This is a genomic window from Streptomyces sp. NPDC058864 (assembly GCF_042742985.1).
Classification (GTDB): Bacteria; Actinomycetota; Actinomycetes; order Streptomycetales; family Streptomycetaceae; genus Actinacidiphila.
The window spans coordinates 11,961-33,487 of record NZ_JBHYMQ010000064.1; the positions used below are offsets into that span (position 1 = coordinate 11,961).

At 73.8% G+C, this 21,527-nt stretch carries 24 protein-coding genes; 8 read left to right on the plus strand and 16 right to left on the minus strand.

All coding sequences use genetic code 11. The features are described from left to right. Positions 1-6 precede the first annotated feature (6 nt). The gene (locus tag ACFW3D_RS33145) at positions 7-873 is read right to left on the minus strand and encodes a DivIVA domain-containing protein (RefSeq protein WP_500510629.1); all 867 of its coding nucleotides are present in this window, start codon (positions 871-873) and stop codon (positions 7-9) included. A 478-nt stretch (positions 874-1,351) separates the two neighbouring features. Here ACFW3D_RS33145 and ACFW3D_RS33150 point away from each other — a divergent pair, with 478 nt between their 5' ends. Continuing rightward, positions 1,352-2,299 (plus strand): glycosylasparaginase, encoded by a 948-nt coding sequence (locus tag ACFW3D_RS33150; RefSeq protein ID WP_500510631.1) that lies wholly within the window; start codon positions 1,352-1,354, stop codon positions 2,297-2,299. A 36-nt stretch (positions 2,300-2,335) separates the two neighbouring features. Here ACFW3D_RS33150 and ACFW3D_RS33155 read toward each other — a convergent pair whose 3' ends face one another. The 6 genes from ACFW3D_RS33155 to ACFW3D_RS33180 form a co-directional block, all read right to left on the minus strand. Beyond that, positions 2,336-2,557, minus strand: a complete 222-nt coding sequence (locus ACFW3D_RS33155; protein ID WP_499606682.1) for a ferredoxin — start codon at positions 2,555-2,557, stop codon at positions 2,336-2,338. Between the two features lie 50 nt (positions 2,558-2,607). After that, complete coding sequence (locus ACFW3D_RS33160) at positions 2,608-3,813, minus strand: cytochrome P450 (RefSeq protein WP_500510634.1); 1,206 nt, start codon at positions 3,811-3,813, stop codon at positions 2,608-2,610. A 40-nt stretch (positions 3,814-3,853) separates the two neighbouring features. Continuing rightward, entirely contained in the window at positions 3,854-4,549 is a 696-nt protein-coding gene (locus tag ACFW3D_RS33165) for a TetR/AcrR family transcriptional regulator (RefSeq protein ID WP_500510636.1), read from the minus strand. An 81-nt stretch (positions 4,550-4,630) separates the two neighbouring features. After that, the gene (locus ACFW3D_RS33170; protein ID WP_500510638.1) at positions 4,631-4,852 is read right to left on the minus strand and encodes a hypothetical protein; all 222 of its coding nucleotides are present in this window, start codon (positions 4,850-4,852) and stop codon (positions 4,631-4,633) included. A 42-nt stretch (positions 4,853-4,894) separates the two neighbouring features. Beyond that, a complete protein-coding gene (locus ACFW3D_RS33175) occupies positions 4,895-6,010 on the minus strand; it encodes a PP2C family protein-serine/threonine phosphatase (protein ID WP_500510640.1) in 1,116 nt (371 codons plus the stop codon). Positions 6,011-6,142: 132 nt separating this feature from the next. Continuing rightward, positions 6,143-7,780, minus strand: coding sequence for a phosphodiester glycosidase family protein (locus tag ACFW3D_RS33180; protein WP_500510642.1), 1,638 nt, complete (start codon positions 7,778-7,780; stop codon positions 6,143-6,145). A 255-nt stretch (positions 7,781-8,035) separates the two neighbouring features. Between ACFW3D_RS33180 and ACFW3D_RS33185 the strand changes: the two genes are divergently transcribed. Continuing rightward, positions 8,036-8,776: a TSUP family transporter gene (locus tag ACFW3D_RS33185; protein WP_500510644.1), complete on the plus strand. Its 741-nt coding sequence runs from the start codon at positions 8,036-8,038 to the stop codon at positions 8,774-8,776. 37 nt (positions 8,777-8,813) lie between these two features. Here the strand turns inward: ACFW3D_RS33185 and ACFW3D_RS33190 are convergent, their stop codons facing one another. Continuing rightward, entirely contained in the window at positions 8,814-9,260 is a 447-nt protein-coding gene (locus ACFW3D_RS33190) for a hypothetical protein (RefSeq protein ID WP_500510645.1), read from the minus strand. Between the two features lie 146 nt (positions 9,261-9,406). Beyond that, a complete protein-coding gene (locus ACFW3D_RS33195; protein ID WP_500510647.1) occupies positions 9,407-10,018 on the minus strand; it encodes a TetR/AcrR family transcriptional regulator in 612 nt (203 codons plus the stop codon). A 115-nt stretch (positions 10,019-10,133) separates the two neighbouring features. Here ACFW3D_RS33195 and ACFW3D_RS33200 point away from each other — a divergent pair, with 115 nt between their 5' ends. Further along, complete coding sequence (locus ACFW3D_RS33200) at positions 10,134-11,756, plus strand: FAD-binding oxidoreductase (RefSeq protein WP_500510649.1); 1,623 nt, start codon at positions 10,134-10,136, stop codon at positions 11,754-11,756. Positions 11,757-11,915: 159 nt separating this feature from the next. Here the strand turns inward: ACFW3D_RS33200 and ACFW3D_RS33205 are convergent, their stop codons facing one another. Further along, positions 11,916-13,178, minus strand: a complete 1,263-nt coding sequence (locus tag ACFW3D_RS33205) for an MFS transporter (RefSeq protein ID WP_500510651.1) — start codon at positions 13,176-13,178, stop codon at positions 11,916-11,918. A 57-nt stretch (positions 13,179-13,235) separates the two neighbouring features. On the opposite strand from ACFW3D_RS33205, the gene ACFW3D_RS33210 reads away from it, so the two are divergent. Beyond that, entirely contained in the window at positions 13,236-14,219 is a 984-nt protein-coding gene (locus ACFW3D_RS33210; RefSeq protein ID WP_500510653.1) for an ArsR/SmtB family transcription factor, read from the plus strand. Positions 14,220-14,436: 217 nt separating this feature from the next. Continuing rightward, positions 14,437-15,537, plus strand: coding sequence for a PucR family transcriptional regulator (locus ACFW3D_RS33215; protein ID WP_500510655.1), 1,101 nt, complete (start codon positions 14,437-14,439; stop codon positions 15,535-15,537). A 308-nt stretch (positions 15,538-15,845) separates the two neighbouring features. Here ACFW3D_RS33215 and ACFW3D_RS33220 read toward each other — a convergent pair whose 3' ends face one another. Continuing rightward, entirely contained in the window at positions 15,846-16,313 is a 468-nt protein-coding gene (locus ACFW3D_RS33220) for a winged helix-turn-helix transcriptional regulator (protein ID WP_500510657.1), read from the minus strand. A 94-nt stretch (positions 16,314-16,407) separates the two neighbouring features. Here ACFW3D_RS33220 and ACFW3D_RS33225 point away from each other — a divergent pair, with 94 nt between their 5' ends. Continuing rightward, a complete protein-coding gene (locus ACFW3D_RS33225) occupies positions 16,408-16,902 on the plus strand; it encodes a PaaI family thioesterase (protein ID WP_500510659.1) in 495 nt (164 codons plus the stop codon). 34 nt (positions 16,903-16,936) lie between these two features. Here ACFW3D_RS33225 and ACFW3D_RS33230 read toward each other — a convergent pair whose 3' ends face one another. The 3 genes from ACFW3D_RS33230 to ACFW3D_RS33240 form a co-directional block, all read right to left on the minus strand. Further along, positions 16,937-17,371 (minus strand): hypothetical protein, encoded by a 435-nt coding sequence (locus ACFW3D_RS33230; protein ID WP_500510661.1) that lies wholly within the window; start codon positions 17,369-17,371, stop codon positions 16,937-16,939. Between the two features lie 44 nt (positions 17,372-17,415). Continuing rightward, a complete protein-coding gene (locus tag ACFW3D_RS33235; protein WP_500510664.1) occupies positions 17,416-17,814 on the minus strand; it encodes a hypothetical protein in 399 nt (132 codons plus the stop codon). A gap of 105 nt (positions 17,815-17,919) precedes the next feature. Then, positions 17,920-18,822 (minus strand): EamA family transporter, encoded by a 903-nt coding sequence (locus ACFW3D_RS33240; RefSeq protein WP_500510708.1) that lies wholly within the window; start codon positions 18,820-18,822, stop codon positions 17,920-17,922. 102 nt (positions 18,823-18,924) lie between these two features. Between ACFW3D_RS33240 and ACFW3D_RS33245 the strand changes: the two genes are divergently transcribed. Continuing rightward, positions 18,925-20,043, plus strand: coding sequence for a protein kinase family protein (locus ACFW3D_RS33245; RefSeq protein WP_500510666.1), 1,119 nt, complete (start codon positions 18,925-18,927; stop codon positions 20,041-20,043). 3 nt (positions 20,044-20,046) lie between these two features. On the opposite strand, the gene ACFW3D_RS33250 is transcribed toward ACFW3D_RS33245, so the two are convergent. Together ACFW3D_RS33250 and ACFW3D_RS33255 are read right to left on the minus strand one after the other, a co-directional pair. Next, positions 20,047-20,430, minus strand: coding sequence for a VOC family protein (locus ACFW3D_RS33250; RefSeq protein ID WP_500510669.1), 384 nt, complete (start codon positions 20,428-20,430; stop codon positions 20,047-20,049). 53 nt (positions 20,431-20,483) lie between these two features. Continuing rightward, on the minus strand, positions 20,484-21,032 hold the full coding sequence (locus ACFW3D_RS33255; protein ID WP_500510671.1) for a GNAT family N-acetyltransferase: 549 nt from the start codon (positions 21,030-21,032) through the stop codon (positions 20,484-20,486). 65 nt (positions 21,033-21,097) lie between these two features. Between ACFW3D_RS33255 and ACFW3D_RS33260 the strand changes: the two genes are divergently transcribed. Continuing rightward, the gene (locus ACFW3D_RS33260) at positions 21,098-21,517 is read left to right on the plus strand and encodes a hypothetical protein (RefSeq protein WP_500510673.1); all 420 of its coding nucleotides are present in this window, start codon (positions 21,098-21,100) and stop codon (positions 21,515-21,517) included. The last annotated feature ends 10 nt before the right edge of the window (positions 21,518-21,527 follow it).

A 21,527-nucleotide genomic window follows, 5' to 3' on the forward strand; every position in this document is an offset into this window, starting at 1 on the left:
GCGGCTCTAGTCCTCCTCCCCGCTGAGGGTGCCGGCGGCGGTGAGCGTGGCGGTCTCCGGGGCGGGGACGGTGTCCGGGGTGGGGACGGCGGGGACGGGCTGGGCCTGTGCGACGCGCTTGGCGGTGGCGCGGGTGAGGGAGACCGTCGGGGGTGCGGAGGGCGGGGCAAGGGAGCGGGCGAGGTCGCGGTCGAGGCGGCGGAGCTGGGACTGCATGTGGGCGGTCAGACGGCTGCGGTAGGCGTTCTCGAAGGTGCGGAGGTCGTCGACCTTGCGCTGGAGCGCGGTGCGGGCGGAGGTGAGGGAGATCATCGCCTGGCGGTGCTTCTCGCGGGCCTCGTGCTCGAGCGCCTGGGAGCGGTCGCGTGCGTCGCGGCGCAGGTTCTCGGCCTGGCCGAGGGCCTCGCCGACGATCTTGTGCGCCTCGGCGCGGGCCTCGGAGACGGCCTGCTCGGCGGTGCGTTCGGCCAGGGCGAGCAGACGGGCCGAGCTGTCGACGGCGAACCCGGGCTGCTTCTCAGCGGGCTCCTCGGCCTCCGCGGGCTCGGCGGCTTCGGCCTCGGCTTGGGCGACGACGGGGGCGGGCTCCGGCTCGGGCACCGCTTCCGGTTCCGGCTCGGGCTCGGGCTCGGGCTCGGGTTCCGGCGCGGACGCCACCTCGAGTTCGGGCTCCACGTGCTGCCGGGCGGCTGCGGCCTCGGCGGCGGAGAGCTCGGCGCGCAGGTCCTGGTTGATCCTCAGCAGCCGGGTCAGCTCGGCCTGCACCTCGTCCAGGAAGTCGTCGACCTCGCGCTCGTCGTAGGCCTCGCGGAGGCGGACGGTGGTGAACTGCATCCTGCGCACGTTCTCGGGGGTAATCGGCGTCTGTGCCATCTGCTCACCTCGAGGTGTTCGTCGACAAGTCCTGACCGCATCCGTCAACTCCAGCTTGGGCGGCGGGCCGGGCCGGGGCAGCCCGGGAACACCGCGCGGGCGCGGTGCGGGCGGTGTCACCAGCGCCGATCGTGGGACCCGGGCGAGCGGCGTGGAGGGCGCAACTACGGGCGGCGCAGTGCCAACTGTGATCATCCGTGTTGTCACGGCGCCCGCAGACAGCGTGGATTTCCCCCCGCGCTCCGCGAAAGGGCCGGACGGGTGAATACGTGCCCCCGATGCCTTGGTACGGACGGCCCGTGGAGTGCCGGGCGGGGACGGAGGGGTGCGATTGCTCCCTTCGGGACGGACCGCAAGGTGTGCGCGGTCCGCGCGGATCCGGGCCCGGGCGGTGATCGGCCGCCGGGAGCCCCGCGCTAGGCTCGCCGCGACGTCGGACCAGGTCGTCGCGGCCCGACCCGTGAGCGAAGGGAACGCCATGACGCAGCCCGTCATCATAGGAAGCGAGCGCAGTGAGGTCGGTCTGCCCGCCGGGATGGACGTCCTGCGGCGGGGCGGGACCGCGCTGGACGCCGTGGAGGCGGCGATGCGCCGCTGCGAGGACAACCTCACCGACCACTACGTCGGCACCGGCGGGCTGCCCAACGCACAGGGCGTCGTCGAGCTGGACGCCTCGGTGATGACGGGTTCGGATCGCAGGTTCGGCGCGGTCGGCGCGCTGCGCGGGTTCCCGAACCCGATCTCGGTCGCGCGCGCGGTGATGGAGCGGCTGCCGCAGCACTGCCTGCTGGTGGGGGAGGGCGCCGCGTTGTTCGCGCGGGAGAACGGCTTCGAGAGCGCCGAACTGCTGACCGACGAGTCCCGGGCGATGTGGCGCGAGCAGTTGCTGACCGCCGCAGAGGCGGTCGAGGGGGAGAACACCCCGGCCGTGGACGGTGACCACCGCTACCGGCAGGCGGCACTGGAGCTGGTGCGGCGGATGGCGCCGCACGAGGGGCCGTGGGGGACGATCAACATCGTCGCGCTGGACGCGCACGGCGAGATGTGCGTGGGCGTCTCCACCTCCGGCTACCCCTTCAAGTACCCGGGACGGGTGGGGGACTCCGCCGTCCCGGGGGCGGGCAACTGGTGCGATCTGCGCGGTGGCGGGGCGGCCTGCACCGGTCGCGGCGAGCTGAGTCTGCGCGGCGGGACGGCGCGTACGGTGGTCGACCTGCTGGCGCTGGGCAAGGAGCCCGCCGACGCGTGCCGGATCGCCTTGGAGGAGGCCGCGGACCTGCCCGACGAGTTCCGGTCCGAGCTGCGGGCGCTGGCGCTGACCCCGGACGGCCGGCACGGCGGCGCCGCCGGGCAGGAGGGCAGCGTCTACGCCGTGATGACCGACGCCTCCACCGAGCCGGAGCTCCGCCCCCGCACGCTGGTCTGAGGGCCGCCCGGGCCTACGGCTGAGGGCCGCCCGGGCCTACGGCTGGGGCGCGATCAGCTCCCCGCTGGTCGCGTCCCGGAGGGTGATGGCCTCCACCGGGCAGGACTCGGCGGCGTCGACCAGGAGCTCGTCCGGTTCGGCTGTCGGGTGCCTGGGGCAGGACTTGCGGTCGCGGAGCTCGAAGTGCTCGGGGGCGATGCCGGCGCAGGAGCCGGTGCCGATGCAGGTGTTCCGGTCCACCTCGATCTGCCAGGTCATGGTGCACGTCCTTCGGGGTCGTCAGGTCTCGTAGGGTCTTGCCGGGTGCCTCAGGTCCGGTCCCAGGTGACCGGCATCCGTTCGGGTCCGCGCAGGGCGACGCCGGACTTCCACACGACGCTCTCCTCGGCGCCCGCGAGGCGCAGTCCGGGCAGCCGGTCGAGCAGGGTGCGCAGGGCCACCTGCAGTTCCATGCGGGCCAGTTGGGCGCCCAGGCAGTGGTGCGGTCCGTGTCCGAACCCGACGTGGGAGGCCTCCTGGCGCAGCAGGTCGAGCCGGTCGGGGTCGGTGTAGACCGCCTCGTCGCGGTTGGCCGACACCGGGCAGACCACCACCGCGTCCCCGGCGCGTACGGTGCCGCCGCTGAGTTCGACGTCGTCCAGCGCGTAGCGGGGCATGCCCGCGCCGTTGCCCAGGGGGACGTAGCGCATCAGCTCCTCGACGGCGCCGGGGACGAGGGCCGGGTCGGCGCGCAGCGCCGCGAGCTGCTCGGGGTGGGTGAGCAGCGTGTAGACGAAGTTGGGGATCTGCGAGGCGGTGGTCTCGTGGCCGGCGACGAGCAGTGAGACCGCCAGGACCTGCAGTTCCCGTTCCGACAGCCGCTCGCCGTTGTCCCGGGCGTCGACCAGCGCGCCGAGGAGGTCCTCGTGCGGCGCGGCGCGGCGTTCGGCGATCAGCCCGGCCATGTAGGCCATCAGGGCGTCCGTGCAGTCCTGGATCTCCCGCGGGGTGTACTTGGTGGTCGACAGCAGCGCGTCGGACCAGGTGCGGAAGTCGGCACGGTCGGCCATGGGGACGCCGAGCAGTTCGCAGATGACGGTGACGGGCAGTGGCAGGGCGAAGTCCGCCACGAGGTCGGCGGGCGCGCCGCGGGCGGCCATGCCGTCGGCCAGTCCGGCGGCGATCTGCTCGGTGCGGGGCCGCAGGCGCTCGATGTGCCGGGCGGTGAATGCCTTGGCCACGATCCGCCGCAGCCGGGTGTGGTCCGGTGGGTCGAGGTCCAGGATGCTGCCCTCCAGGCCCCGGTGCGGCCGCAGGCGCGGTTCGTCGCGGTGGACGGCCTCGGCCCGGCTGAACCGGGGGTCGCCCAGGACGGTCCTGACGTCCTCGTACCGGGTGACCAGCCAGGCGGCCTCCCCGTAGGGGAATCGGACCCGGCACAGCGGTTCGTCCTTGCGCAGTCCGGCGAAGGCCGGGTCGACGGTCAGCCGGTCGGCTTCGGTGAAGGGGTAGTTCCGGGGCTCGGTAGCGGCCATGGCGCGTGCCTCCAGTGGACTCGGGGGTCGGGTGCGGTCCTCACGACGGCCCGCGGGGACGGCGTGGTGCGGCGGGCCGGCCGGCGAGGGCGGGGCGCAGCAGGTGGCACAGGTCGTCGGCGAGGAGTTCCAGCGGGTCGTCGGTGTCGACGGGCAGGCCGCCGGCGATCCAGGCGGTGAGGAACGAGCCGGTCTGGAGCACCGCCATCAGGGCCCGCTGCCGGGCCTGCGCGGGGGTCACGCCCCGCCAGCGCCGGGGCCCGGCGGTGAGCAGGGCGACGTAGCGTTCGTGCGCCGCCAGGTAGCGGTCGCGGGCACTGCCGTCGTCACCGGCCGCCGACGGGGTGGCGGCCAGCAATACGCGGATGGTCGGCGCGAGGTCCCGCCAGTTCGCCGCGGCGTGCTCCAGCCAGACGCGGACGGCGGCCCGGGTCCACTCGGGGACGGAGGCCAGCTCGGCGTACAGGGCGTCGGTGACCTCGTACACCCGGTCGGTCAGGGCGGCGATGACCTCCGCCTTGCCGCGGAAGTGCGCGTACACGGTGGCCCGGGTGACGCCGGCCGCGCGGGCGATGTCCTCCATGGTGGCGGCGACGAACGACTTGGCGGCGAAGACCTCGACCGCCCCGTCCAGGACCCGGTTGCGGGTGAGGTCCCGCTGCTGGGTGCGCAGGCTCACCCGCGGTGCGCCCACCGCGGTCGTGGAACCGGAACCGGCCGGCCGACGACGTTCCATAAGGAAAGCCTACAAAACGGACCGAGTCTGTACATTTTGTGTACGGCAGTGGAGGGGGAGGGAGGGAGCCGGGGCGGCCGGTCAGCCCTGGTTGCGGGGGTGGGCGCGGGCGGTGCGTTCATTGCCGTGCCTGTAGTTGCCGGTCCAGCGGGCCATGACCAGCTGGGCGTCGCCGCGCTCCACCTCGTCCAGGAACCGCTCCGCGCGCTCACCGCGCAGCACGGCGGCGGTGTGCCCGCCGTGGGTGACGACCACGGTGCCGTCGCCGCGCCGGCGGTAGGAGAATCCGTGAGGTCGGGGCATGGCGGCGAGCGTAGGACCGGACCGGGGCCGCGCGACAGCGATTTACGCGGTGTCGCGGGTCACGACGTGCGGCGAGCGCACGGCCAGGGCGGCGATGTCGTCCTCCAGCCGTCCGCCGCTGTAGTGCACCAGCTCCCGGTGCAGCCGGTCCAGCAGTTCGCGGGGCGCCGCCGGGCCCTGGCGCCGCAGCCAGTCCGGCAGCGGGAAGAACGCGCCGGCGCGGTCGCGGGTCTCGGTGACGCCGTCGGTGTAGAGCAGCAACTGGTCGCCGACGGAGAAGGTGTGGGTGTCCACGACGTAGGCGTCCCCGATGAGGTCGGCGAGGTTCAGCGGCGGGGAGGCGGCGCTCGGCTCCAGGACCTGGACGCGGCCGGCGTGCACCAGGATCGGCGGGGGATGCCCGCAGTTGAGCAGCCGCAGGCGGCCGCCGGCGTGCGGGATCTCGGCGATCACGGCGGTGGCGAAGCGCTCCGGCAGGTCCTGGCCCGGATAGCCGGAGCTGTGGCGCCCGATGCTGGTCTCCAGGCGGCGGATGATGCCCCCCAGGTCCGGCTCGTCGTGCGCCGCCTCCCGGAAGCAGCTGATCAGCGCGGAGGCCGCCCCCACGGCGGACAGCCCCTTGCCGCGCACGTCGCCGATGAGCAGCCGCACCCCGTAGGACGTGTCGGCCACCTCGTAGAAGTCGCCGCCGATGCGTGCCTGCTCCTGTGCCGCCAGGTACAGCGACTCGATCTCCATGCCCTGGATGTGCCGCGGCAGCGGCCGCAGCAGCACCGTCTGCGCCGCGTCGGCGACCGTCCGGGCGTGGAAGAGCGCCTCCTCGCGCTGGATCCGTACGTGACTGGCGTACGCCGCCGCCAGGGTGACGGCGACGATGGCGGCCCCGGTGTACGGGGTGCCCAGGTCGGTGTAGACGAAGCTCAGCCCCACCATGACCAGCAGGCAGAACGCGCCCAGCAGCACGGTCGCCAGTACCGGCCACATCGCGGCGGCCAGGGCGGGTGCCACGGGCAGCAGACGGCTGATCGCGATCTCGCGGGGGGTCGAGAAGGCCAGGGCGGCGATGAGCACGGTCAGGATCACCGGGGCCGGCCGGCCGACCCCCCAGCGGCCGTCGGGGCGGGCACGTCGTCGCCGCAGCCATCCGGACATGATCACGAAGCGCATCATACCGGGGCAAAAGCGAAAGAAGGCCGCCTGTCCGGCCGGACGGACCAGCCGGCCGCCCACGGGGCCGGACCCGGGGCGGCCGGAGGTCGTCAGGAGCGGCCGGCCGGTGCCGGCCCGGCGTCAGCGCCCGCCGCGGCGCCCCGGCAGGACCTGGATCGTGTCGCCGACGGCACGCTCACCGGTCGCGTCCGAGGGGACGTTGGCCAGGACGCCGTCCACGACCATCGCCGACGAGCCGCCACCGTCGAGGTTGAGGGCCTGCACGGCACCCAGCGACCGCATGAACCGGGCCGCCTCGCCGAGGGTGAAGCCCTCGCTCACCCCGGGCTGCCGACCGTCCACCGTCACCAGCAGCAGCCGGCCCCGCCGGTCGATGCCGGCCATCGTCCGCGGCTGGCGCACGTTGGACCAGGCGAAACCGAACGACAGGTCCAGCGGGTCCAGGGTGCCCTCGCCGGCGGCGTCGATGTGGACACGGCCGTCCTCCACCAGGGTGGGCGCCGCGCTCACGATGCTGTCGCCGTGGCCGAGCCGGACCTGACGCCCCTCCGCGTCCCGGACGACCTCGCTCAGGGTCAGCCGCTTCCCGGTCCGGGCGTGCTCGGTCAGCCACGTCGCCGCCGCGCCCGTGCCCTGCAGCACCGTGCCGCCCTCGGGGACGGAACCGCCGCGGGCGCCGGCCGAGAGCACCTTGCCGTGTGCGTCGAGCGCCACCTGCACGCCCGCGCCGGTGGGCAGCGCCGCGCGGAACGCCGGCGTGAACTCCACCAGGTCGTCCGCCAGGGTGCAGGTCGTGTCATGGCGGGGCTGCTCGGTCGGGACGCCGCCGGGACGGCCGCAGTTGCGGACCTTGCCCGGCAGGCGGTTGATGCCCTGCACCGCGTACCGGGCCGAGCCGGCCCGCACGGTGACCGAGGTGGACAGGTCCGCGATCCGCGGCCGCCGCCCGCCGTCGCCGAGGACCAGCGCCGCACGCGAACCGACGGCCATCGACTCCAGCTTGCCGTCCACCGCGGACAGACCCGCGACGGTGCCCTGGATGCCGTCGGCGTCCGAGGTGATGAAGAAGCCGCCGTTCACGCCGAGCAGCGACCCCAGCCGGCCGGCGACCGCCGAGGTCTTCTCCCGGTCGGCGACGTTGCCGCCGTCGCTGACCGCGACCGACCCGCGCAGCCGCTCCGGGTCCACCACGGCCACGTGGATGCGCTCGCCGTCGGCGGACTGCCGTCCGTCGTAGCCGGTCCACTCCGTCGACGTACGGAAACCGGCGGCCACGACCGCCGCGTTCGCCGGGCCGGCCTCGGCCTGCGTGGCGTACCGGCCGACCCGGACCTGCCAGCCCATCACGCCGCGCGGGGTGTCGGCGTAGGTGTCCCACTCCACCGCCTCGAGCCGCGGCTCGAACCCGGCCTCCCGCAGCCGCCCGGCGGTGGCGTCGGCCCAGGCGCGGTCACCGAGCGGGGCCCACGTGGCCGCGCCCGTCAGCCGGTTGACGGCGGGGGCCTGCACGGTCACCGTCCACACCCCGGCGGCCGACGGGTCCCGCAGCACACCGCTGCGGACCTCCAGGCCGGGCGCCACCTGCTGCGTCGTCCACGCGATCCCCTGCGTGCCGGAGGCGGCGGGCGACTGCGCCCCCGCGACGGCCGGCGGCACGACGGCGACCAGCGCCAGGGCGGCGGCGAACACCGCCCCCCTGCGCGCGGCCTGTCCCACCCGGCGCGCCCTGTCGCGCGGTTCGGCGGCTGTGACGGACATGCGGTCTCCTGACGTTCGGTTCCACCGGGCGGTACGTCGCCCCGCCCGGTCCTTGATCCGCCATCCCAGACCCGCACGGGGACGGCCGGCCCACGCGACGACGGACCCCCGGGGAATCCTGGATGACAACCGGACGCGATCGTGGCGCAGTTGTCCCCGGCCGCGCCGCCGGGCCCACCCCGGTCGCGGCGGCACGGCGGGGGCCGGGTAAGAACGTGCCGTGACCTTCGCACTCTCCGCCCTCCGGCGGCCCTGATGCCCTCGCTCGACCTCGCGCAGTGGGCCGTGGCGCTGCTCGCCCTCTTCCTCGTCGGCTACTCCAAGACCGGGGTGTCCGGGGCCGGGACGGTGGGGGTGGCGCTGTTCGCGCTGGTGCTGCCGGCCAAGCTGTCCACCGGTGTGCTGCTGCCCCTGCTCCTCGTCGGCGACGCGGTCGCGGTGGCCGCCTACCGCCGGCACGCCGACTGGGGCCGGCTGCTGCGGCTCTTCCCCTGGGTCGTGGTCGGGGTGCTGCTGGGCGCGGTGGTCGTCGACCGGATCGACGACACGCGCATGCGCGAACTCATCGGCGCGCTGCTGCTGTCGATGCTCGCCGTCCACCGGTGGAGCCGGCGCCGGGGTCCGGACGACCCGGTCGCCCAGCACCGGGCCGTCGCGGCGGGTGCCGGGATCCTGGCGGGCTTCGCCACGATGACGGCCAACGCGGCGGGGCCGATCATGTCGCTGTACTTCCTGGCCGTGGGGCTGCCCATGCTGGGGTTCCTCGGCACCAGCGCCTGGTTCTTCCTACTGCTCAACGCCTTCAAGGTGCCCTTCAGCGTCGCCCTGGGACTGATCACGCCCGGCACCCTGGCCTTCGGCGCGATGGCCGCCCCGGCGGTGCTCGCGGGGGCCGCCGCCGGACGCGCGACCATCAGCCGCATCAGCCCGAAGGTCTTCGAGCGCGTCACGGTCGCCCTGACCCTCCTCGCGGCGATACGGCTCGTCACCCTCTGACCGCGCAGGGGGCGGGCCGGAGCGGCCGCCGGCCGGGTCACACGTCGAACGGCTCGAAATCGACGACCGCCGTCGAGTGCTGGCCGTACCGCACACTGATGTCCACCGCCATCGCCCCGCCGTCGGCGGGAGGGTTCAGGTCGATGTGGGCACAGGCGTCCGCCGGTGCGCCCAGACAGTCCTCCACCGTGAGACGGGTGCCGGGATAGGCCTCCTTCAGCCATGCGTCCAGATCCGCTCGCGTGATCGTGAAGTGGGCCGTATAGGTCGTGTCCAGCCAACTCAGGGCGGTGCACTTCGCGTCGTGAGCCCCCTTGGGCAGTCCGTCCTGGTCCGCATAGCGCATGGCCTCCTCGCACGGGACGGTTTCCCGCTGGGACATCGGGTCGCCGAAGAAGGGCGACGCGATGAACGTCCAGGCGACCCAACCCAGGAAAGCCACCGGAAACGCCAGAACGGCGATGAGCACCCACTTCTGTCTCATGATCACCTTTGCTGTCCTTCGCGCCCACAGGCCGTGACGCCGCAAGGAGCGACGCGGAAACCCGCCGTGCGGTTCTCGCTCGTGCGACAGGCCCGGGCGCACCCGCCTCCCGGCCGTAGGCGCGGCGAACCTGCGCGGTCACGGGGCTAGGCGACGATCGCGGTGATCAGCCGCCGGCAGCGCTCCGCCATCTCCTGCGCCGACTCGCCGGGATGGTGGATCCACCAGGTGACCAGGGTGCTGACGGTGCCGGTCCACAGGTGCTTGAGCGCGTCGGAGTCCAGCGGGTCGCCGATCCCCCGGGCGGCCAGGAAGTCCGCGCTGCCCGCGGCCGCCAGCCCGTCGATGGCGGCGCGGTGGCGCTCGGCCGCGTCGCGCAGCGGACCCGCGGCGGGCAGCGTCCGGTCGTACAGCACGAACCAGGCGTGGCGCTGCCCCTCCAGCGTGGTGAAGATCGCGCGCAGCACGGACAACGGCGTCCCCAGCGAGGTGACTCCCGGGACCAGCGCGTCGGTGAGCGCGCGCGTCAGCGAGCCGGCGACCCGCTCCAGGGCCGCGGCGTACAGCGCGTCCTTGGACCCGAAGTACTGGTAGAGCAGCGGCTTGGTGACCCCGACCCGCTCGGCGATCGCCGCCATCGACGCACCGCCGTAACCGCGGCGGCCGAACTCCTCGACGGCCGCGGTGAGCAGCTGCTCCTCGCGCTCCGCGCGGGGAACGCCCTTGGTCCCGGTCGTACGGGTTCTCGCGCTCGCCACGTCCGTGATTGTAGGCAAGGAATTGACCTCGGGGTCAGTTCCCCTCCCCAAGGATATGACCCAATGGTAAGTTACCCCGTGGTCATATCCGGGTGAGGTGAAGGGCGGGACACGCATGACGAGCGCGGGCACACGGTCGTGGTGGGGATGGGGCACCGTCGAGCACGCGGTGCGGGGCGCCGAACGCGCCGCGCTGACCGACCGGGTGGCCGGACTGCTCCCGGACGCCGACCTCACCGTCCACCTCCCCCCGGAGGTCGGCTCCCTCGCCCTGCCGCCCGTACGGGTCACGGCGCCGCCGTCCCTGGCCCACCTGTGCTCCGCCACCCCGCACGACCGCGCCGCGCACACCCACGGCAAGGCCTTCCGGGACGTCGTCCGCAACCTCCACGGCGACCTGCGCCACGCCCCCGACCTCGTCGCCCGCCCCCGCACCGAGCAGGACGTCGTCGACCTCCTGGACTGGTGCACCCGTGCGGGGATCGCCGTCATCCCCTTCGGCGGCGGCAGCTCCGTCGTCGGCGGCGTCGAACCCCGCCTCGCCGACGGCCGCCCGGCGGTGACGCTCGACACGGGGCACCTGGACCGCGTGCTGGAGGTCGATCCGGTGAGCCGGTCCGCCCGCATCCAGGCCGGCGTGCTCGGCCCGCACCTGGAGGAGCAACTGCGGCCCTCCGGGCTGACGCTGCGCCACTTCCCGCAGTCGTTCGAGTACTCCACCCTCGGCGGCTGGCTGGCCACCCGGGCGGGCGGACACTACGCCACCCTCTACACCCACATCGACGACCTGACGCAGGCGCTGCGCGTCGTGACGCCGTCGGGCACCGGCGAGTCACGGCGACTGCCCGCCTCGGGCGCGGGGCCGTCGCCCGACCGGATGTTCCTCGGCTCCGAGGGCACCCTCGGGGTCATCACCGAGGCCTGGATGCGCCTGCAGCGACGTCCCCGGTGGCGGGCGAACGCCTCCGTCCACTTCGCCGGGTTCCCGGCCGCGGTCGCCGCCACCCGTGCCCTGGCCCAGTCCGGGCTCCATCCGTCGAACTGCCGTCTGCTGGACCCCTCCGAGGCGCTCGTCAACGCGGGCGTCACCACCGGCGCCAGCGTCCTGATCCTGGCCTTCGAGTCCGCCGACCACCCGTTGGGCCCCTGGATAGACCGGGCGCTGGAGCTGTGCCGCGACCACGGCGGCCACGTCCCCGAGCCGGCCCGTCACACCGACGCGGGTGCGGACGGCGCGGCCGCGGACAGGGGAGCCGGAGCGGACCGCTCCTGGCGCTCGTCCTTCCTCCGCATGCCCTACCAGCGCGACGCCCTGGCCCAGCAGTCCCTGATCGTGGAGACCTTCGAGACCGCCTGCACCTGGGACCGCTTCGAGGAGCTCCACGCGGCGGTCACCCACGCCGCGAACGAGGCGATCCGCACCGTCTGCGGCACGGGAGTCGTCACCTGCCGGTTCAGCCACGTCCACCCCGACGGGCCCGCCCCCTACTTCGGGATCTACGCCGCGGGACGCTGGGGCAGCACGGTGGCCCAGTGGGACGACGTCAAGGCGGCCGTCTCCCAGGCCGTCGCCGACCACGGCGGCACGATCACCCACCACCACGCGGTCGGCCGCGACCACCGCCCCTGGTACGACACCCAGCGCCCGGACCCCTTCGCGGCCGCCCTCACCGCCGCCAAGTCCGCCCTCGACCCCGCGGGCATCCTCAACCCGGGCGTCCTGCTGCCCGTGGGATGAGGGCGGGGGGCTGCCCGTGGCCGGGCAACGGGCGGCCGGCGCCGCCGAATCGGGGGGCCGCCGGAGGCGCGGACACCACGGACACCACGGGCACCGCGGTCGCCGGCCCGCCGGACGTCGCGACGCCGCTCGCGAGGGGGACGGTCGCCCCCGCCGTGCTCAACCGCCGGTCGGCCCGGACGCGGCAGCCGGGGTCCCTTCGGCGCGCGCGGCGGCGGGACGGCCGTGCGGCAGGCGGCGCACGGCCGCGGACGCCATCGGGGCCAGGGCCGCGGCGGCGTGGACGACTCCGGCGGCCGCCGCCACCCGGTACCCCCCGACGTGGTCGGCGAGCGGCCCCACGCTGAGCTGGCCGAGGGGAATGGCGACGTAGGACAGCAGGTCGTCGAAGGACGAGACACGCGACAGCGCGTCGGGTGCCACGTGTTCCTGGAGGGAGGTGTCCCAGCCGATGCCCACGACCGACGAACCCAGACCGGCGGTGAAGGCGGCGGCGACGAGCCACGGGGCGTCAAGGTGCGCGCCGAGCACGAGCAGGGGCAGCGCGCCGAGGACGCCCGCCAGCACGCTCAGCCGCAGCAGGTGACGGACCGCCAGCCGGTACATCAGCGCGCTCGTCACCAGCAGTCCGGCGCCGCGCGCGCTGAGCACCAAGCCCCACGCGGCCTCTCCGGAGATCTGCCGGGTCAGCACCGGGCCGAGGATCTGCCAGGTGCCGACCTGCACCAGGTTGACCACGCAGAAGCACAGCGACACCGTCCACACCCAGCGGATCCGGCGGTACGCGGCCCAGCCCTCGCGGATGTCGGCGAGCAGCCCCCGGCGGCGACGTGCCGCGGCGGGGGCGGCGAGCGACGACAGGCGGGTGAGGCACCCGGCGGCGATGAGGTAGGTCAACGCGTCGAAGGCGATGGCCGGTCCGCCCCCGACGGCCGCCGCCAGGACGCCGGACAGGCTCGGCCCGAGGATCTTCGTGGCGTTGCGCACCGAACCCAGCAGCGCGTTCGCCTGCCGGATCCGGTCCCGGGCGACGAGTTCCGGAACGATGCCGCGCAGTGCCGGCGTGGTGAACGCGGCCAGCACACCGTTGAGGAACCCGAGCGCGGCCACCGGCCACAGGGCGTACCGCCCGGTCAGCAACAGTGCGGCGACCGCTCCCTGGGTGACGGCCGAACCGAGGTTCGCCGTCACCAGCACCGCACGGCGCGGCAGACGGTCGGCCGTGGCGCCCCCGACGAGCAGGAACAGCAGCAGCGGCACCATGTACGCGGTGAGGACGACACCGAGGTCACCGAGGCCGGCCGAGGCGTCGAGGACCGCGAACGCCAGCGCGACCGGGGCCATCGCGCTGCCGAGCAGGGACACGGTCTGGGCGGTGAGGAACCAGCGGAAGTCCCGCTGCGGCGGAAGTGGTGGGAGCACGGCCGGAGTCTGCTGGAGGCCCGGGCAGGGCACTATCGTTTCGGCGGGAGGCGAAAGATGACCCTGCTGCGGCTGAGTCCGCTGGCCCTGTCGCGGTCCCGGTTCGCACTGTCGCCGCTGGCCGAGACCCTCGCGTCGCTGCACGTACTGGGTGCGGAGTACTGCGACCCGTGGCTGGCTCCCTGGTACGAGCGCCACCGCGCCGCATTCCGTGCCGCGCTCGACGCGGACCCCTTCGCCAAGGGCCTGGTACGGCTGCTGACCTCCACGAAGTGGATGCCGGCGCACATCGTCCTGCCCCCGACCGGCGGCATGCGGACGGCGATCGACGGCGAACTCGTGGCGGTGGCCCGGGTGCCCGACGCGGAGGTGCGCGCCGAGCTGGAGAAGTCGGTGGCGCACAGCTGGAAGGAGCACGACCTCGGCTGGCTGACCGGACGTGACTGGGCGGCCAGGACCGCCGAGGTCTTCCGGCACACATGGACCGCGCACGTCGCGCCCGACTGGCCGCGCCGCCGGGCCCTGCTGGAGCGGGACGTCACCCACCGGGCGGGGCTGCTCGCCGCCTACGGCTGGCCCCGCGCGCTGGAGGACATGAGCCGGCACAGCGCCTGGGTCGGCGCGGACGCCATCCGCTTCAGCCACCGGGGTTCCCCGGACCGGGTGGTCGGGGACGAGGGGATGCTGTTCGTCCCGGTCGCCGCCATCTCCAGGGGCACCTGGCTGTGCGAGGCGCCACCGGCGTCGTTCGCACTGGTCTACCCGGCCCGTGGGACCGCCGGGACCGAGCAGCGCCCCGAACCCGGTCGTGCCCTGGGGCGGTTGATCGGGACCGGGCGCGCGGCGATCCTCCACGAACTGGGGCGCCCGGCCACCACCAGCGAACTCGCCGCCCACCTGGGCCTGTCCCTCGGCACCGTCGGCGGTCACCTGGCGGTGCTGCGCGACGCCGGACTGGTCACCGGCACCCGCGTCGACCGGCGCGTGGTCTACCGGCGCACCGCCTCCGGCGACCTCCTCGCCGCGGGTGCGGGCGGCTGAACGCAGCACTCCCCAGGCCACGGGGGGAGACCTGGGGAGTGTGCGGAGATCATCGTCCCTCGAACGGCAGTACGTCAAGTCGGCTGTATGGAAAGGGTGTTGAGGCCGGATCGATACCTCGTCCGCCAAGGGGCGGTGATCACCGAACCGGGCAGGGTTGATACGGTCCGGATTGCCGGAGGGCGGCAACGAGGTGTGTCCGAGGGGAGACGGGGCCATGGGGGGCGTACCGGAGGAGGAGCTCGAGGCGTACACGCGCATGCTCGGGGAGGTCTCGGGGACGGGCCGGCGACTGCGACGCGACGAGCTGGACGCGCTCCGCGGGTCCGGTGAGCGCGCCGGCGGCGGGGGATACGGGCTGCGCGACCTCGTCGGCGCCTACCTGACGGCGACCCGCGACGCGTGGGGCACGCTCCGGGGCGTCGCGGCCGCCGACACCGTCAGGGAGATGCAGCGGGCAGGAGAGGCGGTGCTGACCGCCCTCGACGCAGCGGTGGTCGCGCTCGGCGAGGGTCACGAACGCGCCCGGCGGCTCCTGGTGCGCCATGAGGAGGCGGCCCGCGCGGAGTTCGTCGACGACCTGCTGCACGGACGCAGCGACCCGGGACGGCTCGCCGAGCGCGCCGAGCGCTTCGGGCTGCGGCTGGGCCGCGGGCACGCGGTGGCGGTGGCTCGCGGCGTGGACGCGTACGAGGAGAGCCAGCCCGTGGTGCGGCGCGTCGAGCGGGAACTGGTGGGCCGCTTCGGCCACCGTGACGTCCTGGTGGTCGGCAAGGACGGCCGGCTGGTGTGCATCGCGCCCGGCGGCGCACGCTCCGTCTTCGAGACGTTCGCCGACACGGCGCTCCGCCCCGGCCCTGGTTACGGTGCCGCCCGGCGGGTGGCGGTCGGCCGTACCCACTCCGGCACCAGCGGCATCGTGCGCAGTTACGAGGAGGCCCTCGGGGCACTGGACGTCGCCGACCGGCTGCGCCTGCATCCCCCCGTGCTGCGCGCCGAGGAACTGCTGGTATTCCCCGTGCTGATGCGGGACCGGGCCGCCATGGCCGATCTCGTCCGCACCGTGCTGGGGCCGCTGGAGCAGGCGCGGGGCGGGGCCGGACCCCTGCTGGAGACGATCAGCGCGCACGCCGAGGCCGGGCACGTCAACGCGGAGGCCGCGCGCCGGCTCGGCCTCGGGGTCCGGACGTTCACCTACCGCCTGGAGCGGATCAAGGTGCTGACCGGCTACGACCCCGGCGACCCGCTGCACCGCTACACCCTGGAGACGGCGGCGATGGGTGCCCGTCTGCTCGGCTGGCCCGACCAGCTCCTCTGACCGGGGACGTCGCGCCGTCAACAGGTCGTCAACAAGGCGTCAATATTGCCGGGAACCGGCAATGCGCACCGGGAGCCAGCCCTGCCACCATCGTCATGGCACCGACAACGGAGCCGATGCGCGGAGCCGGCTTCGCGCTCGTGGTGGTCATCGGGCACCCGGGGGAGTGTCCTGCTCGGTGGCTTCGACGTCGACGCCCTCGGCGGGGGACACGGGGGACACGGGGGAGAGGGTGTCGACGTTCACCACGGAGACCACGAGGACGAGGGCGAGGGCGCGTTCCGCCGGGCCCGGGCCCGCGGTGCGGCTCAGCCGGCGGTGCGGGCGGAGGCGCCGGGCCGGGTGTAGGCCCCCCGGGGGGTGAGCGCGTCATGGCCGCCGTTGCAGACGACGACCGCCTCGACGGGCTCGTCGCAGTCGCGGTGGCGGACCTCCAGGGGCGGGCCCTCCGGGTCGGCGGTGTACCGGTCGCCCCACTGCTTGAGGGCGATCATCGCGGGCCACAGGTCCCAGCCCTTCGGCGTGAGCCGGTACTCGCTGCGGGTACGGCTGCCCGGCTCGCGGTACGGGACGGTGTCCAGGATCCCCGCGGCGACCAGCTTGCGCAGCCGGTCCGCCAGCACCGCCTCGGACAGCCCCATGTGGCGGCGGAAGTCGTCGAAGCGGCGCACGCCGTTCATGGCGTCGCGCAGCACCAGCAGCGACCACTTCTCGCCGACGAGGTCGAGGGTGCGCTGCACCGTGCAGTTCTCGGTACTGGTGTCCAGCCAGGTCATGCGGTCATCGTAGGCTGGCTTCGGCATTGACATCCAGATGTGCGACTGGCTAACTTCGGATGCCGAAGTCAGTCGGTCAGGGAGGGAACACCCCATGGCGAGGTCACGCACGTTCGAGTGGGGCGACCCCAAGGTCTCCGCGGCCGCGGTCGGCCGCGCCAGCGGTCTGGAGTTCCTGCGCGACGTGCTGGCCGGGCGCCTTCCCGCCCCGCCCATCGCCTCGACCCTCGGATTCACCCTGGAGGAGGTCGAGGCGGGCCGCGCGGTCTTCGCCATGGAACCGGGGGAGGAGCACTACAACCCCATCGGCAGCGTCCACGGCGGCGTCTACGCCACCCTCCTCGACTCGGCCGCCGGCTGCGCCGTGCAGTCCGTCCTCCCGGAGGGCATGGGCTACACCTCGCTCGACCTGAACCTGAAGTTCCTGCGCCCGATCACCGTCGACACCGGCAAGGTCCGTGCGGTCGGCACCGTCCTCAACCAGGGCCGTCGTACCGCCCTCGCCCAGGCAGAGCTGTTCGACGCGACGGACCGCCTGCTGGCGCACGCCACCAGCAGCTGCATGCTCTTCCCCGTCCCCGCGCGCTGACCGCTACGGCGCCCGGGAGGCGCCGGGTGTCCCCTCACCCGACCCGGCAGTGGACGCCCTCGTCACGGCGTTCCGCGTCGCCGACGAGGACGGCCGGATCACCCACGATCCTCCGGGCGACGTCCGGGTCGATGGCATCGCCCTCCGCCGCGCGCCGAGCCGCCCATGCCACGGCGACCTGGCGCAGCCGCGACGGCTCGGCCCCGGCGAGCGCCGCCGACAGCCGCGGCGAGAGGGCGCGCACGACGTGCTCGCCGTGATCCGCTTCGGCGACGACACGGGGCTCACCCGCGTCCGCGAGTTCGTCGAAGCCGCGGCCGGTGAGCAGGCATTCCCATGCGACCAGGGCCTCTTCGGGGTCGAAGTTCCCGAGGGTGAGCGAGGCGAACCCGCGCGCCGTCCCGGCCCGCAGGACCGAGGCCGCCGCGGTGTCGTCCGGCGCCACGAAGAAGTCCACCACGATGCCCACCGGGGGATGATGCCCGACCGGAGCGGCTGGCGCGACCTCTTCGGTCAGCGCGCCAACGACGCCAGCAACGAGCCGAACAGGTCGCGAAGCTCGCCGGCGTCGACCGGATCCATCTCCATCCGCAGCAGGCACACGCTGTCGTCCCCGTTGGGTGTCAGGGTCGCGTAGAAGGCGTAGCCGTCCCCGGAGGGATCGCCCGTCAGCCTCAGCGGGTTGTTGCGCCCGGGAGTCACGTCCTCGGAGAAGGCGTGGCCGTCGGGGGCGGACAGCCGGGAGAGCACACGCGCGGCGAAGTCCGCGACTTCCCCGAAGGTGAGACAGGCCTCGAAATCGGCCGTCAGCGACGAGCACCAGTCCGCTGTGACCCGCCAGTCCTCCCCGCCGGTGTGGACGAGTTCCAGCCAGGAGGTGTCGCTGCCGAGGCGTATCCGCGGTCTGTCCATCGTCGTGTCCCTCCGTGGCCCGAGTCCTCGCACGTGATCCTACGAAGGCGGTCCGACACAGCCGCGACGCCTTGCCTGCACCGCGTCGGAGCGCGTCGCCGGGGGTCAGGCGTCCGGACGGGTCCCGCGTGCGGCACCCGCCGACGCGGCCACCACGCACAGCACCGCGATCCACTGGGACCAGTGCAGCGACTCGTGGAGCACGACGAGGCCGATCACGGCCGCCATCGCCGGTTCGAGGCTCATCAGGATGCCGAACACGCGCGGGGGCATCCTGCGCAGCGCCTCCAGGTCCAGTGAGTACGGGATCACCGAGGACAACAGCGCCACGCCGAGCCCCGCGAGCAGGACCCACGGCTGGACCAGTGCCGTTCCGCTGTCGGCCACGCCGAACGGCACGGTCACCAGGGCCGCGACGGCCATGCCCAGGGCCAGGCCGTTGCCTTCCGCGGTGCGGCGGCCCAGCGCCGCACCGACCAGGATGTACAGGCCCCAGCACGTTCCCGCCGCGAGGGCGAACAGCAGCCCGGCGAGCTCGAGTTCGCCGTGTCCCTCCATCAGCAGGACCACCCCGCCCGCCGCGAGCAGGGCCCAGAAGGCGTCCAGCCAGCGCCTCGACCCGGCCAGCGCCACCGTCAGCGGCCCGAGGAACTCGACGGTCACCGCGATCCCCAGCGGGATCCGGGCCAGCGACAGGTAGAAGCACAGGTTCATCAGGCCGAGCGTCAGGCCGTAGCCGAGCACCACCGTCCACGTGCGACGGTCCATGCGCAGGGACGGCCGCCAGAACAGCGTCAGCACCGCCGCCGCGAAGAAGAGCCGCAACGCGACCGTCCCGAAGCTGCCGACCTCGCTGAACAGGTGCTTGGCCAGGGCCGATCCCACCTGGACGCTGACGATGCCGAGCAGCACCAGTGCCGTGGGCGGGATCGCGCCGTAGGCTCGTCCCGCCCGCGCGGTCAGGGAGGTACGGAGGGACGGGCCGTGTACGGTCCTGTCGACGTTCATGGTGGCCACGCGAGGATTGTCGACGACTGCCCGCCGCGCGTCATGTGTTTTTCCGGCCGCGGCCATTGCGGAATCGAGGTAGCGAGCCAGGTGGAGGCCGATGTGAAGTGCCCTGACATCTCGCGCGGCGCGCGGCTGACCGCCCATGGCGCCGTCTCCGCATCCCTGGCATCGCGCAGTGATCGCGAGTTGCGGGAGCTCATGGACACGGCCGTGCCGGTGGGATCCGGCATCGGAGGGACGTCGGCCCTGCTGGAGGTCGCCGGAACCCCGGTCTTCGTCAAGCGGGTGCCCCTCACCGACCTGGAGCGGCGGCCCGGGAACCTCCGGTCCACGGCGAACTCCTTCGAGCTGCCCGACTTCTGCCACTACGGCGTCGGCACCATCGGCGGGCCGGGCTTCGGGGCGTGGAGGGAACTCGCCGCGCACACCATGACGACGAACTGGGTGCTCACGGCGGAACACGACGGCTTCCCGCTGATGTACCACTGGCGCGTGCTGCCGGACTCGATGCCGCTGCCCGAGGAACTGGCCGACGTGGACAGGGCCGTCGCCTACTGGGACGGATCGGCGCAGGTGCGCCGCCGGATCGAGGCCCTCCGGCGGTCCTCGGCGAGCGTCGCGCTGTTCCTCGAGTACATCCCGCAGAACCTGCACCAGTGGCTGGGCACCCAGGTGGGGGCCGGGGGCGAGGCCGCCGACCGGGCCTGCGAGATGGTGGAGAGGGAACTGGCGGCCGGCACCTCGTTCATGAACGGCCGCGGGCTCCTCCACTTCGACGCGCACTTCGAGAACATCCTCACCGACGGGCGCCGCCTGTACTTCGCGGACTTCGGCCTCGCCGTCTCGTCCGCGTTCGAACTGTCGCCGGACGAGGCCGGCTTCTTCGACCGGCATCAGACCTACGACCGCTGCTACACCGCCACCTATCTGGTGAACTGGCTGGTCACCGCGTTGTACGGATACCGGAGGGAGGACCGGGACGTCCGCTGTGCGCTGGTGCGCGGCTACGCCGAGGGCAGGCGCCCCACAGGAATCCCCGAGGTGGCCGCGGCGATCATCACCCGGCACGCGCCGATCGCCGCGGTGATGTCCGAGTTCAACCTCTCGTTCCAGCGCCGGAGCAGGCGGACCCCCTACCCGCTGGACGAGATCCGCCGGCTCGGCGGGGGGTACCCCTCCCCGTTCGCCGGCGAAGGTCCCGTCCGGAGCGGCGCCTGAGCCTCAGGAGTTCGTCGCGGCCCGGTCGGACTCGCTGCGGAGGACGCAGAATTCGTTGCCTTCGGGGTCGGCCAGGACCGCCCAGCCGGTGCCGTCGGGATTCCGGCGATCGGCGACGAAGGTGGCACCGAGGCCCAGCAGCCGTTCCACCTCCTGCTCGCGCGAGGTCTCTGGGCGCAGGCACAGATGGATCCGGTTCTTGACGGTCTTGGGCTCGGGCACCTGGTTGAAGTACAGCGCGGGTCCCTCCGCGAGCGTCACCTGGATCTCCCGGTCACCCGGTCCGTCCTCCGGATGCAGCGGACGCCCGGTGACCCTGCTCCAGAACCGGGCCAGCTCGTAGGCATCCGTACAGTCGATCGCCATGTTGTGCACCACCGAAACCATGGGCGCGAGCCTTCCCGACCTGCGCTCCGGGCGCCACCGAATCGCGCCGATCCCTATGCGTGGGGGTCGCGGAGGCCGACCGCGTCGTGCCGCCAGAACGGCTCGGCGTAGACGAAGGTGCCGGTCATCCACGGCTCGTACGAGGGCAGCGGCACCGCCTGGAAGGCCGCGTCCGGGATGCGCAGGGACGGCTTTCGGAAGCCCTGGTCGCCGCCGGGCAGGAATCCGAGGCGCGAGTAGTAGGCGGGATCGCCCTCGACGAAGACGACGGGGACCGCCCGCCCGGCGAGCGTGCGCAGGCCGTGCCGGACCAGGGCCGTGCCGACGCCGCCGCCTTGGTGTCCGGGCAGGACGGCCAGCGGGCTGAGCACCTGCACCTCGACCAGCCGCCGCGGGGCGTCGAGCAGGCCGGGGGTGAACATGACGTGCCCGACGACCCGGCCGCCCTGTTCGGCGACGAGTGAGACGCCGTCCGCGGGCGTGACGCTCCCGCGCAGGGTGTCGACCAGATCGGCCACGACGCGGCCGTGGTCGCCGAACGCCCGCAGGTGGACCTCGCGCACGGACTCGTGGTCGGCCGGGAGCTCTTCGCGAAGGTCCATGGCCGGAGGGTAGGTTCATGTCGCGGCCGGCGCACACGGTTTTGCGCGGGGAGGGGTTGGTCGTCATGGGGTGGAGCCCGTTCATCCTCACCTTCGTGGGCGGGGCGGACGAGCCCGTTCCCGTCGACCTGGCGGTGGTGCGGGCCGTCCTGGAACCGCACCACGTCGGCGACCCGCGCCTCATCGTGAGGGCGGCCGCCGAGCTGGAGTTCTTCGTGCGGGCCGCGGACGGCAGCGAGGCGGAGATCTTCGCAGGCGGGCGCGACACCATGGTCTCGCGCCCGCACGCCGGCGAGGTGTTCGGGATCATCGCGGAACTGATCTCCCGGCTCGGCGCGGTCCTCCTCGACCCGGCGGGCGGTGCCGTGTGCCGGGCGGAAGACTACGCGCACCTTCCGGCGGACATGCGGGACGGCACCGTCGTCGTCGCCGAGATGACGGGCGAGACCCTGGTGGCCGCCCTCACCGCGTCGCGCCGGCGCTGACGCCCCCGCA

Bases quoted from the DNA above. Each gene is read 5' to 3' on its own strand.
- ACFW3D_RS33145 (WP_500510629.1), bottom strand. From the start codon at position 873: ATGGCACAGACGCCGATTACCCCCGAGAACGTGCGCAGGATGCAGTTC.
- ACFW3D_RS33150 (WP_500510631.1), top strand. From the start codon at position 1,352: ATGACGCAGCCCGTCATCATAGGAAGCGAGCGCAGTGAGGTCGGTCTG.
- ACFW3D_RS33155 (WP_499606682.1), bottom strand. From the start codon at position 2,557: ATGACCTGGCAGATCGAGGTGGACCGGAACACCTGCATCGGCACCGGC.
- ACFW3D_RS33160 (WP_500510634.1), bottom strand. From the start codon at position 3,813: ATGGCCGCTACCGAGCCCCGGAACTACCCCTTCACCGAAGCCGACCGG.
- ACFW3D_RS33165 (WP_500510636.1), bottom strand. From the start codon at position 4,549: ATGGAACGTCGTCGGCCGGCCGGTTCCGGTTCCACGACCGCGGTGGGC.
- ACFW3D_RS33170 (WP_500510638.1), bottom strand. From the start codon at position 4,852: ATGCCCCGACCTCACGGATTCTCCTACCGCCGGCGCGGCGACGGCACC.
- ACFW3D_RS33180 (WP_500510642.1), bottom strand. From the start codon at position 7,780: ATGTCCGTCACAGCCGCCGAACCGCGCGACAGGGCGCGCCGGGTGGGA.
- ACFW3D_RS33185 (WP_500510644.1), top strand. From the start codon at position 8,036: ATGCCCTCGCTCGACCTCGCGCAGTGGGCCGTGGCGCTGCTCGCCCTC.
- ACFW3D_RS33190 (WP_500510645.1), bottom strand. From the start codon at position 9,260: ATGAGACAGAAGTGGGTGCTCATCGCCGTTCTGGCGTTTCCGGTGGCT.
- ACFW3D_RS33200 (WP_500510649.1), top strand. From the start codon at position 10,134: ATGACGAGCGCGGGCACACGGTCGTGGTGGGGATGGGGCACCGTCGAG.
- ACFW3D_RS33210 (WP_500510653.1), top strand. From the start codon at position 13,236: ATGACCCTGCTGCGGCTGAGTCCGCTGGCCCTGTCGCGGTCCCGGTTC.
- ACFW3D_RS33215 (WP_500510655.1), top strand. From the start codon at position 14,437: ATGGGGGGCGTACCGGAGGAGGAGCTCGAGGCGTACACGCGCATGCTC.
- ACFW3D_RS33220 (WP_500510657.1), bottom strand. From the start codon at position 16,313: ATGACCTGGCTGGACACCAGTACCGAGAACTGCACGGTGCAGCGCACC.
- ACFW3D_RS33225 (WP_500510659.1), top strand. From the start codon at position 16,408: ATGGCGAGGTCACGCACGTTCGAGTGGGGCGACCCCAAGGTCTCCGCG.
- ACFW3D_RS33235 (WP_500510664.1), bottom strand. From the start codon at position 17,814: ATGGACAGACCGCGGATACGCCTCGGCAGCGACACCTCCTGGCTGGAA.
- ACFW3D_RS33240 (WP_500510708.1), bottom strand. From the start codon at position 18,822: ATGAACGTCGACAGGACCGTACACGGCCCGTCCCTCCGTACCTCCCTG.
- ACFW3D_RS33250 (WP_500510669.1), bottom strand. From the start codon at position 20,430: ATGGTTTCGGTGGTGCACAACATGGCGATCGACTGTACGGATGCCTAC.
- ACFW3D_RS33255 (WP_500510671.1), bottom strand. From the start codon at position 21,032: ATGGACCTTCGCGAAGAGCTCCCGGCCGACCACGAGTCCGTGCGCGAG.
- ACFW3D_RS33260 (WP_500510673.1), top strand. From the start codon at position 21,098: ATGGGGTGGAGCCCGTTCATCCTCACCTTCGTGGGCGGGGCGGACGAG.